Below are 17,822 nucleotides of genomic sequence, written 5' to 3'. Positions count from 1 at the left end.
ATTTTTATTTTACGTTCATATATTGTAGCAATGAAAATGGACAAGGTGTGAAGCGTATGGAATCCTTATGGAATCAGCTGGATCAGTTTACAGACGCGCCGACCAAACAGATGCTCCAAGCGCTGGTAAAACGAAAACAAAAATTCGAAAATTATGCAGCACAATGCCGCAGATGGCGATGGGCTTCACTTATCTGCCTAGGCTTATTATGTGTTATGATCATGATCAAAAGCCCGGAGCCTCAGCTTATACTTCAAGAAATACTTAGCCATACCTTTTATTTATTTTGGATGCTGGCAACCGCTTTTGCCTACTGCACTTCATATTATTTCAAGAAAAAGGAAGAAAAATCCGAGACTGATTTCCATAAACTGAGATGTGAAATTATTCAGAAAAGCACTGATCTCTGGCCGCAGCCTGATAAATGGAAGGCGAGAGAGTCTGTTTTTCACATGATGAAGCACAAATATGACATTAATCTATATTTTGAAAGTAAATAAAATGGGGCGTTTTCTCAAACGATAGAAACGTCTTTTTTTTATTGTCCGTCTTATTGATAAGTTCTAAAAAGAATGGAGAGTTTTTATGAAGCTATCAGTGAAAATTGCCGGTGTTCTAACTGTTGCGGCAGCGGCAATGACGGCAAAAATGTATGCAACAGCAAAAGGCAATCATTTGAAGACACATACGTTTCCTTTATCAAAGATGAAGGGCAAGCCGCCTCTGACAATCTTTTTTATTTCAGACATTCACAAACGTCTCATCGATCAAGACCTTTTAGAAAAAGCGCGAAGCCATGCCCCCCACTTGGTTATAATCGGCGGTGATTTAGCTGAGGGCGGGGTGCCCAGTGCGAGAATCGAGGAAAACATCAAAAGGCTCGTACATTTCGGGGTCCCTATCGTGTTTGTGTGGGGGAATAATGATTATGAAGTCAGGCAGCATAAGCTGTATTCCATATTTAAAGCGCACGGCGTCATCACTCTGAGAAATGAGTCAGTCCCGTTTTCATACAATGGACATACGATTGCGATTGCGGGGGTGGATGATATCAGGATGGAGATGGATCATTATGAGGAAGCCATCAAAGAACTTGATGAAAACCAGCTGAATATTCTGGTTTGCCATAATCCGGAGATTCATGAACAAATCAATGAAGATGACGGTATTGATGTGATATTCAGCGGACATACCCATGGAGGCCAGATCAGGTTTGGAAAATTTGGCCCTTATGAACTGGGGAAAACAGGTATTGTTAAAAACGCGGCATATCTGATCAGCAACGGCTACGGCACGACAAAAGTGCCTCTTCGTTTAGGTGCTGAGCCTGAAACACACATTGTGACTCTTTGCGGGCCAGAATAACTTCTAAAAAGCAAAAATCCATATGGCAATAAAAACTGCATTGTGCTTGTCTTACTAGTGAACTCAGTGTAAACTGATAACAATTAAGAACCTATGACTCATCATCTCATATAATGTGTTATATGATTTGTGTGCAAGTAGAGGCAGGAGGGAACGTTATGCGGCTTGAGCGTCTGAATTATAATAAGATCAAAATCTTTTTAACCCTCGATGATTTGACAGACCGGGGATTGACAAAAGAAGACCTCTGGAAGGACTCATTTAAAGTCCACCAGTTATTTAAAGATATGATGAATGAAGCAAATACAGAGCTCGGCTTTGAAGCGAATGGACCGATTGCAGTGGAAGTGTATTCTCTCCAAGCACAAGGGATGGTCGTGATTGTAACAAAGAACCAAGACGCCGATTCAGAAGACGATGAGTATGATGATGATTACATCGAAATGCAAGTCAAGCTTGATGAAAGCGCGGACATCATATATCAATTCCATTCCTTTGAAGATATCATTCAGCTTTCAGAAAGCTTACAGCGAATCGGTATCACAGGGGGAACTGTCTACCACTATGACGGGCAGTACTTTTTAAGCCTTGAAGATCTAGGGTCACATACGGCTGAAGGGGTTGTGGCGGTTCTGGCTGAATACGGCAATCCGACAACTTTAACGATTTATCGCCTGCAAGAGTATGGTAAGCTCATTATGGACGGTAATGCCGTAGAGACGATACAAACTCATTTTTCATAAGAATGCAACGGAAAACTGCTGATTTCAGCAGTTTTTTTTCGTTAAAAAACATGGAAAAACATAACGTTTATTCTATGCACAGATCATATGAAGGTGTATACTATTCTCTGAAAGGGAGCATGTGAGAAACAGAAGATTCTAGGAGGTTAACTCAAATGGCAGCCGATCGAAACACCGGTCATACAGAAGAGGACAAACTTGATGTATTAAAATCAACCCAAACCGTAATACATAAGGCTCTGGAAAAATTGGGATATCCCGAAGAGGTATACGAATTGTTAAAAGAGCCGATGAGATTATTAACGGTAAAAATACCTGTTCGTATGGACGACGGTTCAGTAAAGATTTTCACAGGATATCGTGCGCAGCACAATGACTCTGTCGGTCCAACGAAAGGCGGGATACGTTTTCACCCGAACGTAACAGAAAAAGAGGTGAAGGCGCTTTCAATTTGGATGAGTTTAAAATGCGGCATAATTGATCTTCCATATGGCGGTGGTAAAGGCGGAATTGTTTGTGATCCAAGGGATATGTCGTTTAGAGAGCTGGAGCGTCTGAGCAGAGGGTATGTCAGAGCGATCAGCCAAATTGTCGGCCCGACAAAAGACGTGCCGGCACCGGATGTATTTACAAACTCACAAATCATGGCTTGGATGATGGATGAGTATTCAAGAATTGATGAATTTAATTCGCCTGGATTTATTACAGGCAAACCGCTTGTGCTTGGCGGATCTCACGGGAGAGAATCTGCGACAGCAAAAGGTGTTACCATCTGTATTAAAGAAGCGGCTAAGAAGAGAGGCATCGATATTAAAGGTGCGCGTGTCGTTGTCCAAGGCTTCGGAAACGCGGGAAGCTATTTGGCAAAATTTATGCATGATGCGGGGGCAAAAGTTGTCGGCATCTCAGATGCGTATGGCGGACTTTATGATCCGGAAGGCCTTGATATCGATTATTTACTCGACCGACGCGACAGCTTCGGTACCGTAACAAAGCTTTTCAACGATACCATTACCAACCAAGAGCTGCTGGAGCTGGATTGTGATATTCTCGTTCCTGCTGCGATTGAAAATCAAATTACAGAAGAAAATGCCCATAATATCCGGGCTAAAATTGTCGTTGAAGCAGCGAACGGACCAACAACGCTTGAAGGAACAAAAATTCTTTCAGACCGGGACATTCTGCTTGTACCAGACGTGCTGGCAAGTGCCGGTGGCGTAACAGTTTCTTATTTTGAATGGGTTCAGAATAACCAAGGCTTCTACTGGAGTGAAGAAGAGGTAGAAGAAAAATTAGAAAAAATGATGGTCAAATCATTTAACAATATTTATGAAATGGCTAACAACCGAAGAATTGACATGAGGCTCGCTGCATATATGGTCGGCGTTCGCAAAATGGCTGAAGCTTCGCGTTTTAGAGGCTGGATATAAGTTGATGATTTGCATAAAAATAAAAAATCTCCTATGATAAAATAGGAGATTTTTTTATTCGGAAATAGAAAAATATGAAGTGAAATGCCAATCGCAGGAGTTGACGGAAATGATTCAAGAAAAAGCAATTATTATAGGCGGAGGGCCTTGCGGACTATCTGCTGCCATTCACCTAAAACAAATTGGCATTGATGCCCTCGTCATCGAAAAAGGCAATGTCGTTAACAGTATTTACAATTATCCGACGCATCAAACCTTTTTCAGCTCAAGTGAAAAGCTCGAAATCGGAGATGTGGCATTTATTACGGAAAACAGGAAGCCTGTCAGAATTCAGGCTTTATCGTATTACCGGGAAGTCGTCAAACGGAAAAACATCCGAGTTAACGCATTTGAAATGGTGCATAAAGTGACGAAAACGGAAAATGATACATTTGTTATTGAGACGTCAAAAGAGACCTACACGACGCCATATTGTATCATCGCCACAGGCTATTATGATCATCCAAACTATATGAATATACCCGGTGAGGATTTGCCGAAAGTATTTCATTATTTTAAAGAAGGCCACCCGTATTTTGATAAAGATGTTGTTGTCATCGGCGGGAAAAATTCAAGCGTGGACGCTGCCCTTGAACTCGTGAAATCTGGGGCGCGTGTGACAGTTTTATATAGGGGCAATGAGTATTCTCCAAGCATTAAGCCGTGGATTCTGCCGGAATTTGAAGCCCTCGTCAGAAACGGTACAATCCGTATGGAATTTGGCGCTTGTGTCGAAAAAATCACCGAGGATGAAGTTGTGTTTCGCTCCGGAGAGAAAGAACTCATTACCATTAAAAATGATTTTGTATTTGCCATGACAGGCTATCATCCCGATCATCAATTTCTTGAAAAAATTGGTGTTGAAATTGATAAAGAAACAGGGCGTCCATTTTTCAACGAAGAAACGATGGAAACGAACGTTGAAGGTGTCTTTATTGCCGGGGTTATTGCTGCGGGAAATAATGCCAATGAAATATTTATTGAAAACGGCAGGTTTCACGGGGGGCATATCGCAGCGGAAATCGCCAAAAGAGAAAACCATTAAAAATGGGGAGCATATGATGCATTCGTATGCTCTTTTTGTTTTTTTAAGTGCAGACAGATGTAAAATTTTAAACAACATGGTAGGATAGACGTAGGAATATAAAGGAAAGAGGTTGCCTGATGTTTGCAATCATCTCTGCAGGAATTGCCCCCGGCATCGCGTTATTAAGTTATTTTTATTTAAAAGATCAGTATGATAATGAACCTGTACATATGGTGCTTCGGTCGTTTTTTCTCGGGGTTGTTCTTGTATTTCCCATAATGTTTATCCAGTATGTACTTGAAAAAGAGAATGTAGGAGGCGGAAGTTTTTTCGTTTCTTTTTTATCTTCGGGGTTTTTGGAGGAATCATTAAAATGGTTTATACTGATGATCAGTGTTTACCCGCACGCCCACTTTGATGAGCATTATGACGGGATTGTGTACGGTACAAGTGTATCACTCGGTTTTGCAACCCTCGAAAATATTCTTTACTTAATTGGCCACGGCGTGGAGCATGCGTTTGTCAGGGCGCTGCTGCCTGTTTCATGCCATGCCTTGATTGGCGTTATAATGGGATTTTACCTTGGAAAAGCCCGTTTTTCAGCTGATAAGGCGCGTGTAAAGTGGCTTACTCTTTCTTTAGTTGTCCCATCCCTTTTGCATGGATCATATGATTTTATCCTAACAGCGCTTAGCAATTGGATTTATTATATGCTTCCATTTATGGTATTTTTATGGTGGTTTGGTTTGCGTAAAGCGAAAAAAGCCCGTTCCGTTAATATGATGCAAGTATAGAAGCCGCACAGCAACCGTGCGGCTTTTTTGTGTGCAGTTTTTACAAAAGAGATTTTATGTTCTGAGGGATAACAAGGAAAGAGTGTATAAAAATAACCTCGTTACAGAAAATACGATTACACTTAAAAATTTGCAGTAGGAGGCTTGAAAAGATGAAGTCCAAAGGATCGATTATGGCATGTCTCATCCTTTTTTCCTTTACAATAACGACGTTTATTAATACTGAAACGATCTCTGCCTTTTCGAATCAGGTCATTCAAAGAGGGGCAACAGGGGATGATGTGGTCGAACTTCAGGCGCGTCTTCAATACAACGGATATTATAACGGAAAAATTGACGGGGTTTATGGATGGGGGACGTACTGGGCAGTTCGAAATTTTCAGGATCAATTCGGGTTAAAAGAGGTTGACGGCCTTGTAGGAGCTAAAACAAAGCAAACCTTAATATGTAAATCAAAATACTATCGTGAATATGTCATGGAACAGCTCAATAAAGGGAATACATTCACGCATTACGGAAAAATTCCGCTGAAGTATCAGACGAAACCGTCAAAAGCAGCAACACAAAAGGCAAGACAACAAGCAGAAGCACGGCAGAAACAGCCTGCTGAAAAAACAACGCAGCAGCCTAAAGCGAATGCGAATAAACAGCAAAACAATACACCAGCAAAAGCAAGAAAACAGGATGCGGTAGCAGCGAACATGCCTGGTGGATTTTCCAACAACGATATCAGGCTGCTTGCTCAAGCGGTTTATGGCGAAGCCCGGGGCGAGCCGTACGAGGGGCAGGTTGCTATTGCAGCAGTCATTTTAAACCGTTTGAACAGCCCGTTATTTCCAAATTCAGTAGCGGGGGTTATTTTTGAGCCGCTTGCCTTCACAGCAGTAGCCGATGGGCAAATTTACATGCAACCGAATGAAACGGCACGAGAAGCAGTGCTGGATGCCATAAATGGCTGGGACCCATCAGAGGAAGCACTTTACTACTTTAATCCGGATACGGCTACAAGTCCGTGGATTTGGGGGCGTCCGCAGATTAAAAGAATCGGTAAACACATTTTCTGTGAGTAGCAGATATGAGAAAGCATAAAAAGAGGTGTGATAAATGATCAGAGGAATTTTAATCGCCGTGCTTGGTATTGCAATAGTCGGTACAGGCTACTGGGGATACAAAGAACACCAGGAAAAAGACGCAGTTCTTCTTCATGCTGAAAATAACTATCAGCGGGCGTTTCATGAGCTTACCTATCAGGTGGATCAGCTTCATGATAAAATCGGAACAACACTTGCCATGAACAGCCAAAAATCACTGTCGCCTGCATTGATCGATGTGTGGAGGATTACATCAGAAGCTCATAACAGCGTCAGTCAGCTGCCGCTTACATTAATGCCGTTTAATAAAACTGAAGAGCTATTATCAAAGATCGGCGATTTCAGCTATAAAACGTCAGTCAGAGATTTGGACCAAAAGCCGCTTGATAAAAACGAGTATACATCACTAAATAAGCTATATCAGCAGTCCGAAGATATACAAAATGAATTGCGCCATGTTCAGCACCTTGTCATGAGCAAAAACCTTCGCTGGATGGATGTCGAAATGGCCCTGGCTTCTGACGAAAAACAAAGTGATAATACGATTATCAACAGCTTTAAAACAGTCGAAAAAAATGTTGGCGCATTCTCCACTGGCACTGATCTTGGTCCGAGTTTCACCAGCACGAAAAAAGAAGAGAAAGGCTTCAGCCATCTGAAGGGAAAACAAATTTCCGAACAGGAAGCAAAACAAATTGCTGAGCGCTTTGCCCCAGATGACAATTATTCAATTAAAGTGGTAAAGAGCGGAAAAAAAACAAATCGCGATGTATATAGCATCAGCATGAAAGACCCAGACCATAAAGCAGTGATTTATATGGATATTACGAAGAAGGGCGGACATCCGGTATATTTGATCCAAAACAGAGAAGTGAAAGATCAGAAAATCAGTTTGAATGACGGATCGAACCGAGCGCTCGCATTTTTAAAGAAAAACGGATTTGAAACAGATGATTTGGAAATTGATGAAAGTGCCCAATATGATAAAATCGGTGTATTTTCATATGTTCCTGTTGAAAATAAAGTCCGGATGTACCCGGAGGCAATTCGTATGAAAGTGGCCTTGGATGACGGTGAGGTTGTCGGCTTTTCAGCAAGAGACTTCCTCACATCCCACAGAAAAAGAACCATACCTAAGCCTGAAATTACTGAAGCAGAGGCAAAGTCTAAATTAAATAAAAATGTACAAGTGAGAGAAACAAGGCTCGCTTTGATTACAAATGAACTAGGTCAAGAAGTGCTATGCTATGAAATGCTTGGAACAATTGAAAATGACACATTCAGAATGTATATCAATGCCAAAGATGGATCGGAAGAAAAGGTTGAAAAACTAAAAAATGCAGAACCTATATACAAAGACCTATAAAAAATAGGAGGAAAGGACTAAATGTCTTTTCCTTTTTTTCATTACGTGCTTTAATAAAAACGTGAGTATATTGAATGCGAAAGAGTGAAGTCAATGATAGAGATTGGAGAAAATGTACTTTTAGAATATATAGAAGAAAATGAATTGAAAAAGGCAAAAAGCAAGGCGGTCAGCATCGAAAACAATGAACTTTTGATCGCGTATCCTGTTGATGTAGTTACAGGGCGAACTGTGATTTTACATAACGATATGGAAGTAACGGTAGAGTTTGTGGGAAAAGACGAAGTTCCTTATCGCTTTACAAGTCGTATAAAAGGTAAAGTGAAGGACAAACTTCAAATGATCTGTCTTGAAGTGCCTCCCCGTGAAAAAATGAAAAGAATCCAGCGCCGCCAATATGTAAGAACTGATGCGGTATTAGATGTGCAAATTCAGCCGGGAAATGAAGAAGAGTTCCGCACACTATCCTATAACATCAGTGCAGGCGGCATCGCCGTGGTTTTAGCTAATGGGCTTTCTTTTCAATCGGGGGAATCATTGCGCCTGATCATCCGTCTTCCTGAAGAGGAGCACACACGTCAAATAGAAACAGAAGCAGTTGTCAGACGAATTTTTGATGACCCCAAGTCAGGAAAACGCAAAATGACTTTAGAGTATTCAGAAATTGCAGCAGGTGACCAGCAGGCTTTGCTTCAATACTGCATCCGGCGCCAGTTAAATAAGAGAAGAAAGGCCCGAATGGAATAAACATCGGCAAACACTTCCATACTATTTGTAATGGAGGTGCTCCAATGAAAACATTTGAACGGCTGCTGATCAAATTATTGTTCATTCAGGCCATCATTTTACTTGGTGTCCAATTTCTTTTTCACTATCAGCATATTGAACCATACGTTTCAAAAGTGATTCAATATGAAGGGGTGGATAAAATGGAGGAAAACAATAGGATTGAAACCTTCAAACATTAATTATTCATCAATTTTTCACCCTTTTTCATAAAGTTCGTGATACAATCCATAGAGGAGAAAAGGGCAAGGAGAGGAATTATGGAAAAGAAATTATCGATTGCAATCGACGGCCCGGCAGCTGCGGGGAAAAGCACCGTTGCCAAAATTGTGGCTGAGAAAAAATCGTACATATATATTGATACAGGAGCAATGTATCGGGCGATAACGTACGCGGCTTTACAGGAAAACGTTGAGCTGACAAATGAAGAAAAACTGGCTGAGCTGCTAAAGCGGACAGACATTGAGCTGATTACAACAAAAGATGGACAAAAAGTGCTTGTAAACGGCACCGATGTAACTGAGGCGATCAGAACAGATGAAGTCAGCAACCAAGTTTCAATTGCGGCCAAGCATAGAAGTGTCAGAGAAGAAATGGTGAAACGCCAGCAGCAGCTTGGGGAAAAAGGCGGCGTCGTCATGGATGGTCGTGACATCGGGACGCATGTGCTGCCAAATGCAGAAGTAAAGATCTTTCTTTTGGCATCTGTTGAAGAGAGAGCGAAACGCCGTTATGAAGAAAATGTGAAAAAAGGCTTTGATGTCAACTACGAAACATTAATTGAGGAAATTGCAAGAAGAGACAAGCTTGATTCAGAGCGCGAAGTATCTCCGCTGCGTAAAGCAGAAGACGCTCTTGAAATCGACACGACATCGCTTTCCATTCAAGAGGTAGCTGATAAAATCCTTGAGGCTGTGGAGCAAAAGTCACGCTGAGGATGACAAATGCCACTTTTTTTGAATTTTTCAACGAAGATAGAATGTTATTGCTTGACAAACCTGTCCTTTTATTAGAAGTTAATACTAATAAAACTTTTTATTGATCATTCAAAAAACTTTTTTGGATGATTCTTTAATACATATTCGGCTAAAAGCGGGCATGTTATATGTTCAGCTTTCAAACCGTTTTAATTAAGCTGTGTAGGTTTGGACCAAGGAGGTTATTCAAATGACAGAGGAAATGAATCAAATTGATGTTCAAGTGCCAGAGGTTGGAGATGTAGTTAAAGGGATTGTGACAAAGGTAGAAGACAAACATGTAGATGTAGAAATTATCAATGTCAAACAATCCGGTATTATTCCAATCAGTGAATTATCAAGTCTTCATGTAGAGAAAGCATCGGATGTTGTTAAAGTAGACGACGAGCTTGACCTGAAAGTAACAAAAGTGGAAGACGATGCTTTGATTTTATCTAAACGTGCTGTTGATGCAGACCGCGCTTGGGAAGACCTTGAGAAAAAATTTGAAACAAAAGAAGTGTTTGAAGCTGAAGTGAAAGATGTCGTGAAAGGCGGCCTTGTCGTTGATATCGGCGTTCGCGGTTTTATTCCGGCATCACTTGTTGAAGCACATTTCGTTGAAGACTTCACTGACTATAAAGGAAAAACACTGTCACTGCTCGTTGTAGAGCTTGACCGTGATAAAAACCGCGTGATCCTTTCACACCGTGCTGTTGTTGAAAGTGAACAAGCGAATAAAAAACAAGAACTTCTTCAGTCTCTTGAAGTTGGAAGTGTACTTGATGGCAAAGTACAGCGCCTGACTGACTTTGGCGCGTTTGTTGATATTGGAGGCATCGACGGACTTGTACACATTTCACAGCTTTCCCACTCTCATGTAGAGAAGCCGTCTGACGTTGTTGAAGAGGGACAAGAAGTAAAAGTGAAAGTGTTATCGGTTGACCGTGACAATGAACGTATTTCTTTATCAATCAAAGATACACTGCCTGGACCTTGGAGCCAAATCGGCGAAAAAGTGAAGCCTGGCGATGTGCTTGAAGGAACTGTACAGCGTCTTGTAAGCTTCGGTGCCTTTGTTGAAATCCTTCCAGGTGTTGAAGGTCTCGTTCATATTTCTCAAATTTCCAATAAACACATCGGCACGCCGCATGAAGTCCTTGAAGAAGGACAGACTGTAAAAGTGAAGGTTCTTGATGTGAATGAAAATGAGGAGCGCATTTCATTAAGCATGCGTGAACTTGAAGAAACGCCTAAAGCTGATCAGGAAGATTACCGTCAATATCAAGCGAAGGAAGAAACAAGCACTGGCTTCCAGCTTGGAGATCTGATCGGAGATAAGCTGAATAAACTAAAATAATTGGTGATAAACGTGACTCGAGCAGAACGAAAAAGACAACACATCAATCATGCCTTGTCCACCGGCCAGAAGCGGGAAACAGGTCTTGATGATATTACGTTTGTTCACGTCAGTCTGCCCGATCTTGCATTAGAACAAGTAGATATTTCCACAAAAATCGGCGAACTTTCAAGCAGTTCGCCGATTTTTATCAATGCAATGACTGGCGGCGGCGGAAAACTTACATATGAGATTAATAAATCGCTTGCGCGAGCGGCTTCTCAGGCTGGAATTCCCCTTGCTGTGGGATCGCAAATGTCAGCATTAAAAGATCCATCAGAGCGTCTTTCCTATGAAATTGTTCGAAAGGAAAACCCAAACGGGCTGATTTTTGCCAACCTGGGGAGCGAGGCAACGGCTGCTCAGGCAAAGGAAGCCGTTGAGATGATTGGAGCAAACGCACTGCAGATCCACCTCAATGTGATTCAGGAAATTGTGATGCCTGAAGGAGACAGAAGCTTTAGCGGCGCACTGGAACGTATTGAACAAATTTGCAGCCGCGTCAGTGTACCAGTCATTGTGAAAGAAGTCGGATTCGGTATGAGCAAAGAATCAGCAGGAAAGCTGTATGAAGCTGGTGCTGCAGCTGTTGACATTGGCGGTTACGGGGGAACAAATTTCTCGAAAATCGAAAATCTCCGAAGACAGCGGCAAATCTCCTTTTTTAACTCGTGGGGCATTTCGACAGCTGCAAGTTTGGCGGAAATCCGCTCTGAGTTTCCTGCAAGCACCATGATCGCCTCTGGCGGTCTGCAAGATGCACTTGACGTGGCAAAGGCAATTGCGCTTGGGGCCTCTTGCACCGGAATGGCAGGGCATTTTTTAAAAGCGCTGACTGACAGTGGTGAGGAAGGACTGCTTGAGGAGATTCAGCTGATCCTTGAGGAATTAAAGATGATTATGACCGTGCTGGGTGCCAGAACGATTGTCGATTTACAAAAGGCGCCCCTTGTGATCAAAGGTGAAACCCATCATTGGCTCACAGAGAGAGGGGTCAATACATCAAGCTATAGTGTGCGATAAATGATAAAAGCCCAAAACCATATGTGGTTTGGGCTTTTTGTATTATGATTTTCGCTTTTTGAATCTTCCGTTTTGTTCAAGGCTTGTCGCTCCGTCATAGTGAATGGACTGGTCGCGGTCTGATTCGACTCTGCCTGAAGCTTTGAGTTTTTTCTCTTGTCTGTCTTTTCCCATGATCATACTCCTTAATGTGAGATAGATTGTTTAAAAAATGCGCTTGAACTCCATACTGGGAATATGGAGGAAGTAAAATGGAACAATTTTATTACTATTGGTCAATGTGGTTTCTTTGGGTTTTGACAACATTTATTTTTGAAAAGACGAAAAGACGAATTGCCGTCTCTGTCTTTATTTTAACTAATATTATTCTAAGCATACATGACATCGTTTTATATTTTTCCCTGAATGCTGCATATATGATGTTTTTCGTTTGCGGATGTGTCTATGCCGGGTATTTGGGAATGTATCGTTTTCGTTACATCATGGTCTATCTGACGCTTGTTGCCGCGTATGCGTTTGTTTATCTTTTTGCATTATATGACCCTGTTTGGTTCATCATAAAACCTGAGTGGGCTGCTGTTATATTAATAGTGCTTTTAACAGCTTCTGTTGAAAGGAATTTTGAGAAGCAGCTTGTCTTATTTGTCCTAGGGATGTGCCAAGGCGAACTGGTGTATTCATTTGTGATCCAGAAGTTGGCCGGGGCTATGGCTGTCGGCGGCTTTCAATGGCTGAATCCGTGTTCTGCGGGGATGATATTGCTGTTTGGCATATCTAAATACGAACACCTCGCAAGCCAGATTGGTCAGAAAAGCAAAAGATCAAACAAAGGAGCTACCAAAATGTCATGAGTGATTACATCTATCCGATTATTGCTGGGGTCATTGCCGGAATTGCGACAAGGCTTTATATGCTGAAAACGGATTACCGCCAGTATCCGACCTATGTTCATGGGAAAGTGATTCACATCGCGCTGGGGTTGATAGCGGCTGGTTTAGGTGCAATTATTATGCCGGCGCTTTTGCAGGAGGAATTTACGGCCATCACATTTTTAACATTGGCAGCGACGCAATTTAGAGATGTCCGAAACATGGAGCGGAACACATTGACGCAAATGGATTCGTATGAACTTGTCTCAAGGGGAAGCACATATATTGAGGGGATTGCCATTGCGTTTGAAAGCAGAAATTATATTGTGATCTTTACAGCGCTTTTGACAACCTCTGCGTATGTGTTTTTATCCATCTGGGCTGCTGTCATAGCGGCTGTCGTTTGTTTTTTACTGGCCATGAAATTTATGTCGGGCAGTGTGTTGAAGGATATTGTAGACATCGAGTACATAAAGCCGCGCTTTGACGGTCCGGGACTGTTTGTTGATAATATTTATATGATGAATATCGGGCTTCCAGAGAAACAGGAACTGATTTTAAAGCATGGCATGGGCTTTATTTTAACGCCAAAAAACTTTAATTCAGCAGCGACGATAGCAAATTTAGGGCAGCGTCAGGCCATTTTATTTGATGTTTCCAATGTGCTCGGGGTTTATCGGGATTCAGGAGAGCCATCTTTGACACCAATTGCAAAACGGGATTTAAATGACGGGAGAGTGGCAGTATTTGTTCTCCCACAAATTCACCATCCCGAAACGGCTGTTCAAATTATTAGCAATGTTCCAACCCTGGAAAATGCGATTAGAATGCCGACTGAATTTATCAAGAATCAGGATAAGGTGATAGGATGAGTGAATCTCTTACGAAAGTGATTTTGTCTGTAATCACGACAAATCGAAACCGGGTTGCAGGGGGAGCACCTGTCTTTTTTTGCAATGACCAAAAGGAGATGGAGCTTTTCGCTAAAAATCTTGAGGCGATCCTTGATGGAATAGCTCACAGAATCGGAGATGACGTGTATTTGATCGTGAAACATTTTTAAGAATAGTTGTGATCCTAGTAAAAACTGATATAATAAATGAGTTAAGCCCTTCCTCTGAAGGGTTTCTTTTCATAAAAGTGAATGAAATGATTTTAATAACCGGTTGGAAATTTATGTAAAAATGAAAGCGGCTGGATTGAAAGGAAGGGTACTATGGGTAAACCTGTCGTAGCCATTGTCGGGAGACCAAATGTAGGAAAATCCACAATCTTTAACCGGATTGCGGGAGAAAGAATTTCAATAGTAGAAGATACCCCTGGCGTGACAAGGGATCGGATATACAGCTCGGCTGAATGGCTGAATTATGATTTTAATTTGATTGATACGGGCGGTATTGATATCGGTGATGAGCCGTTCTTAGCGCAGATTCGCCAGCAGGCTGAAATCGCCATGGATGAAGCGGACGTGATTATTTTTATGGTGAACGGCCGTGAAGGCGTGACAGCTGCTGATGAAGAAGTAGCGAAAATTTTGTACCGCACAAAAAAGCCTGTTGTTTTAGCGGTTAATAAACTGGATAACACAGAAATGAGAGCGAATATTTATGATTTTTATTCGCTAGGCTTTGGCGAGCCGTATCCAATTTCGGGAACACACGGACTCGGACTGGGTGATTTACTGGATGCCGTTGCAGAGCATTTTAAAAACATTCCAGAAACGAAATACAATGAGGAAGTTGTTCAATTCTGTCTGATCGGACGTCCGAATGTCGGAAAGTCCTCACTTGTGAACGCAATGCTCGGCGAAGAACGGGTTATTGTCAGCAACGTGGCTGGAACGACAAGAGATGCTGTTGATACGTCATTTACTTACAACCAGCAGGAGTTTGTTATTGTCGATACTGCAGGTATGCGAAAAAAAGGGAAAGTCTATGAAACGACTGAGAAGTATAGTGTACTGCGGGCGCTGAAAGCGATTGACCGCTCAGAAGTCGTAGCGGTTGTGCTGGATGGCGAAGAAGGCATTATTGAACAGGACAAGCGTATCGCCGGTTATGCACACGAAGCGGGCAAGGCCGTCGTCATCGTCGTAAACAAATGGGATGCTGTTGACAAAGATGAGAGCACGATGAAAGAATTTGAAGAAAATATTCGCGATCATTTTCAATTTCTGGATTATGCACCAATCCTATTTATGTCTGCCTTAACGAAAAAACGGATCCATACGCTGATGCCTGCGATTATCAAAGCAAGTGAAAATCATTCACTTCGAGTTCAAACAAACGTCTTAAATGATGTCATCATGGACGCTGTGGCAATGAATCCGACACCGACTCATAACGGTTCTCGTTTGAAGATTTACTATGCGACTCAAGTGTCGGTAAAGCCGCCAAGCTTCGTTGTGTTTGTAAACGATCCGGAATTGATGCATTTTTCATACGAACGGTTTTTAGAAAACCGAATCAGAGACGCGTTCGGTTTTGAGGGGACACCAATCAAAATATTTGCAAGAGCTAGAAAATAAAAAGGTGTGAAGCAAATATGAAAAAAGTCACAATGCTCGGAGCGGGGAGCTGGGGAACAGCACTGGCTTTAGTGTTAGCTGATAATCATCACGATGTAACCATGTGGGGGCACCGTGCAGATCTGATCCATCAAATCAATGATCAGCATGAAAATAAAGATTATTTGCCGAACGTCAAGCTTCCAGAATCTATTGAGGCAACAACGGATATGAAGACAGCTGTTTCAGACGCGGATTTCATTATCGTTGCTGTTCCAACAAAAGCAATTCGGGAAGTGCTGAGACAGGCTGTCCCTTTTATAACTAAAAAGACAGTCTTTGTTCATGTCAGTAAGGGTATCGAGCCGGATTCACTTCTGCGCATTTCTGAAATTATGGAAATTGAGCTCCCGAGTGATGTCAGAAAAGATATCGTTGTCCTTTCCGGTCCGAGTCATGCGGAAGAAGTAGGGCTGCGGCACCCCACAACTGTTACTGCATCTTCAAAGAGCATGAGGGCAGCAGAAGAGGTGCAGGATCTATTTATTAATCACAATTTTCGGGTGTACACAAATCCTGACATTATCGGAGTTGAAATCGGAGGGGCTTTAAAGAATATTATTGCCCTTGCTGCAGGAATTACAGATGGTTTAGGGTACGGCGACAATGCAAAAGCTGCTTTGATTACACGCGGACTTGCCGAAATCGCAAGACTCGGAACAAAAATGGGCGGAAATCCCTTGACGTTCTCTGGATTGACAGGAGTAGGCGATCTGATTGTGACGTGCACAAGTGTTCATTCCAGAAACTGGCGTGCGGGCAATTTGCTCGGAAAAGGGTACAAGCTTGAAGATGTTCTTGAAGAGATGGGAATGGTAGTCGAAGGCGTCCGCACGACGAAAGCGGCTTACCAGCTTTCGAAGAAATATGATGTTAAAATGCCGATTACAGAAGCTCTCCATCAGGTCCTATTCAACGGACAAAAAGTGGAAACCGCTGTTGAATCCTTAATGGCGAGAGGGAAAACCCACGAGATGGAGGATTTGGTAAATACGTTTGAAAATCAAGTGAAGTAAAAGTGTCAATCGTATGGTAAACGCATATCTTAATTGAACGAAAGCCCGAAAAACAGAAGAACACCCAAGTCTTGGGATCTCCTGAAACATTTTGCCGATTTAGGCAATAGAGGATGCATCTGTATGCCATGTCGCATACTATAGCATCGAAGTCCAAGAGAGTGTTTCTTAAACGTGCAGGTGAATATAGTCAAGTTGACTGAAGTGAAGGTCCCCCTCTTTGCTTCAGTTTTTTTGTTCTATCAAAGGATGGAAAATCTGGTTGATCTTTTCCGGCGCTGTATATTAAAATATAATATAACGCTTACATCATACATATCGGGGAGGCGCACGTCATTGAATCTGGCATTGATGAAAATGTGGTTTGCTCTAGGGTCCATGGGTCTGATGTTTCTGGCTGTAGCTTCCATCTATTTAAGCCGCTTTAAGTGCCAAAACCGTTTTTTGAAGATTGCGATTTCATCATTCGCATACATGTGTATGCTCATATCTGGAATTATTGTGTTTGTCGTGGTTTTTAGCGGCCCTGTCAATGAATAAAGCTGTAAAAGGAAGTGCTGTATGGGTAAACTGAAGTGCGCAATCATTTTTGCGGCAGTCGTGTTTTTATCCGGATGTTTATATCCAAATGAACGGAAAAGCAGTGTGCATGCCATTCCTTATCAAGACCAGCTAAAGCAGGTTCAATCTGCTGTTGATGAATTTCAAAAGGCAAATGGAGGGCTGCTTCCCATTCAAACCAAAGATATGTCGACACCGCTATATCAAAAATATCCGATAGACTTTAACCGGTTAGCGCCAAGATACATAGCTGAACCTCCAAGTACGGCATTTGAAAGCGGGGGAGACTATCAATACGTGCTTGTTGACGTAGAGAACGATCCGACTGTTAAATTAATTGATCTAAAGATGGCAGAAAAGATTCGCGATGTGAAATTGCGCATCCAAATGTATCGTCAGGAGCATCAATATCCGCCTTACAAGGATGTGCTATCTCGTGATTTATTTACACTCGATGAGAAGAAGCTTGGGGATGGAAGCTCTCTTACAGTGACAAGCCCAATCTCAGGGAATTCCTTGCCGCTTATGATTGACGGAGACGGAGAAATATATGCCGATTACCGGACTGAGCTGGCTTCTTGCCTCAAAAAAAGCAAGAAAACGTTTAAACCCGGGACTGAAATCCAGGATATGATTTGGCAGGAAACCCCCTTTGTCCCCGCGTTTTCTGTAACATATACGGTAAATGACAAACAGGAACCTGTTTTTTTAGAAAATGATATGAAAAAGGAATGAACCTTTCTCTCTTGCATACAAATAGGGGGAAAGGTTTTTTTATACTTTAATAGATT

21 protein-coding genes are annotated in these 17,822 nt (G+C 42.0%); 20 read left to right on the top strand and 1 reads right to left on the bottom strand.

Annotated features, from left to right (window positions below):
* The first annotated feature begins 56 nt into the window (after positions 1 to 56).
* The 13 genes from MHH79_RS11440 (at position 57) to fni (ending at position 12,019) form a co-directional block, all read left to right on the top strand.
* Positions 57 to 500, top strand: coding sequence for a YpbF family protein (locus tag MHH79_RS11440; RefSeq protein WP_003230531.1), 444 nt, complete (start codon positions 57 to 59; stop codon positions 498 to 500).
* 85 nt (positions 501 to 585) lie between these two features.
* Positions 586 to 1,365, top strand: coding sequence for a metallophosphoesterase (locus tag MHH79_RS11435; RefSeq protein ID WP_047182815.1), 780 nt, complete (start codon positions 586 to 588; stop codon positions 1,363 to 1,365).
* A 158-nt stretch (positions 1,366 to 1,523) separates the two neighbouring features.
* A complete protein-coding gene (locus MHH79_RS11430; protein WP_003230533.1) occupies positions 1,524 to 2,108 on the top strand; it encodes a genetic competence negative regulator in 585 nt (194 codons plus the stop codon).
* Between the two features lie 155 nt (positions 2,109 to 2,263).
* Positions 2,264 to 3,538 (top strand): NAD-specific glutamate dehydrogenase, encoded by a 1,275-nt coding sequence (gudB, locus tag MHH79_RS11425; protein WP_003230536.1) that lies wholly within the window; start codon positions 2,264 to 2,266, stop codon positions 3,536 to 3,538.
* 109 nt (positions 3,539 to 3,647) lie between these two features.
* Complete coding sequence (locus MHH79_RS11420; RefSeq protein ID WP_100506338.1) at positions 3,648 to 4,622, top strand: YpdA family putative bacillithiol disulfide reductase; 975 nt, start codon at positions 3,648 to 3,650, stop codon at positions 4,620 to 4,622.
* A gap of 119 nt (positions 4,623 to 4,741) precedes the next feature.
* Positions 4,742 to 5,398, top strand: coding sequence for a glutamic-type intramembrane protease PrsW (prsW, locus tag MHH79_RS11415; RefSeq protein WP_014480144.1), 657 nt, complete (start codon positions 4,742 to 4,744; stop codon positions 5,396 to 5,398).
* Between the two features lie 152 nt (positions 5,399 to 5,550).
* The gene (gene sleB, locus MHH79_RS11410) at positions 5,551 to 6,468 is read left to right on the top strand and encodes a spore cortex-lytic enzyme (protein WP_015714181.1); all 918 of its coding nucleotides are present in this window, start codon (positions 5,551 to 5,553) and stop codon (positions 6,466 to 6,468) included.
* A gap of 34 nt (positions 6,469 to 6,502) precedes the next feature.
* Positions 6,503 to 7,855: a germination protein YpeB gene (gene ypeB / locus MHH79_RS11405; protein ID WP_063335240.1), complete on the top strand. Its 1,353-nt coding sequence runs from the start codon at positions 6,503 to 6,505 to the stop codon at positions 7,853 to 7,855.
* Positions 7,856 to 7,948: 93 nt separating this feature from the next.
* Complete coding sequence (gene dgrA, locus MHH79_RS11400; protein ID WP_063335239.1) at positions 7,949 to 8,602, top strand: cyclic di-GMP receptor DgrA; 654 nt, start codon at positions 7,949 to 7,951, stop codon at positions 8,600 to 8,602.
* Positions 8,603 to 8,646: 44 nt separating this feature from the next.
* Entirely contained in the window at positions 8,647 to 8,823 is a 177-nt protein-coding gene (locus tag MHH79_RS11395) for a YpfB family protein (protein ID WP_003230553.1), read from the top strand.
* Positions 8,824 to 8,901: 78 nt separating this feature from the next.
* Positions 8,902 to 9,576, top strand: coding sequence for a (d)CMP kinase (gene cmk, locus MHH79_RS11390; RefSeq protein ID WP_015383984.1), 675 nt, complete (start codon positions 8,902 to 8,904; stop codon positions 9,574 to 9,576).
* A gap of 232 nt (positions 9,577 to 9,808) precedes the next feature.
* A complete protein-coding gene (gene rpsA, locus MHH79_RS11385; RefSeq protein WP_014477197.1) occupies positions 9,809 to 10,957 on the top strand; it encodes a 30S ribosomal protein S1 in 1,149 nt (382 codons plus the stop codon).
* A 12-nt stretch (positions 10,958 to 10,969) separates the two neighbouring features.
* Positions 10,970 to 12,019 carry a type 2 isopentenyl-diphosphate Delta-isomerase gene (gene fni / locus MHH79_RS11380; protein ID WP_340034411.1) on the top strand — a complete coding sequence of 350 codons (1,050 nt, stop codon included), beginning with the start codon at positions 10,970 to 10,972 and terminating at the stop codon, positions 12,017 to 12,019.
* Between the two features lie 42 nt (positions 12,020 to 12,061).
* Here fni and MHH79_RS11375 read toward each other — a convergent pair whose 3' ends face one another.
* A complete protein-coding gene (locus MHH79_RS11375; protein WP_003225499.1) occupies positions 12,062 to 12,193 on the bottom strand; it encodes a YpzI family protein in 132 nt (43 codons plus the stop codon).
* 77 nt (positions 12,194 to 12,270) lie between these two features.
* Here MHH79_RS11375 and MHH79_RS11370 point away from each other — a divergent pair, with 77 nt between their 5' ends.
* The 7 genes from MHH79_RS11370 (at position 12,271) to MHH79_RS11340 (ending at position 17,766) form a co-directional block, all read left to right on the top strand.
* A complete protein-coding gene (locus tag MHH79_RS11370) occupies positions 12,271 to 12,870 on the top strand; it encodes a hypothetical protein (protein ID WP_063335238.1) in 600 nt (199 codons plus the stop codon).
* Entirely contained in the window at positions 12,867 to 13,760 is an 894-nt protein-coding gene (locus MHH79_RS11365) for a YIEGIA family protein (RefSeq protein WP_003230562.1), read from the top strand. Before MHH79_RS11370 ends, MHH79_RS11365 begins: the two co-directional genes overlap by 4 nt.
* The gene (locus MHH79_RS11360) at positions 13,757 to 13,951 is read left to right on the top strand and encodes a hypothetical protein (RefSeq protein ID WP_003230563.1); all 195 of its coding nucleotides are present in this window, start codon (positions 13,757 to 13,759) and stop codon (positions 13,949 to 13,951) included. The genes MHH79_RS11365 and MHH79_RS11360 overlap by 4 nt, the downstream gene beginning before the upstream one ends.
* Before the next feature lie 153 nt (positions 13,952 to 14,104).
* The gene (gene engA / locus MHH79_RS11355) at positions 14,105 to 15,415 is read left to right on the top strand and encodes a ribosome-associated GTPase EngA (RefSeq protein ID WP_014480134.1); all 1,311 of its coding nucleotides are present in this window, start codon (positions 14,105 to 14,107) and stop codon (positions 15,413 to 15,415) included.
* A 17-nt stretch (positions 15,416 to 15,432) separates the two neighbouring features.
* Complete coding sequence (locus MHH79_RS11350; RefSeq protein WP_047182812.1) at positions 15,433 to 16,470, top strand: NAD(P)H-dependent glycerol-3-phosphate dehydrogenase; 1,038 nt, start codon at positions 15,433 to 15,435, stop codon at positions 16,468 to 16,470.
* A 336-nt stretch (positions 16,471 to 16,806) separates the two neighbouring features.
* Entirely contained in the window at positions 16,807 to 17,010 is a 204-nt protein-coding gene (locus MHH79_RS11345; protein WP_004399143.1) for a DUF2768 domain-containing protein, read from the top strand.
* Positions 17,011 to 17,031: 21 nt separating this feature from the next.
* Positions 17,032 to 17,766 (top strand): hypothetical protein, encoded by a 735-nt coding sequence (locus tag MHH79_RS11340; RefSeq protein WP_063335237.1) that lies wholly within the window; start codon positions 17,032 to 17,034, stop codon positions 17,764 to 17,766.
* Positions 17,767 to 17,822: the final 56 nt, after the last annotated feature.

It is taken from the genome of Bacillus sp. FSL K6-0993, from assembly GCF_037977205.1.
Taxonomy (GTDB): Bacteria; Bacillota; Bacilli; order Bacillales; family Bacillaceae; genus Bacillus; species Bacillus subtilis.
This window is presented reverse-complemented; position numbering and strand designations above follow the sequence as displayed.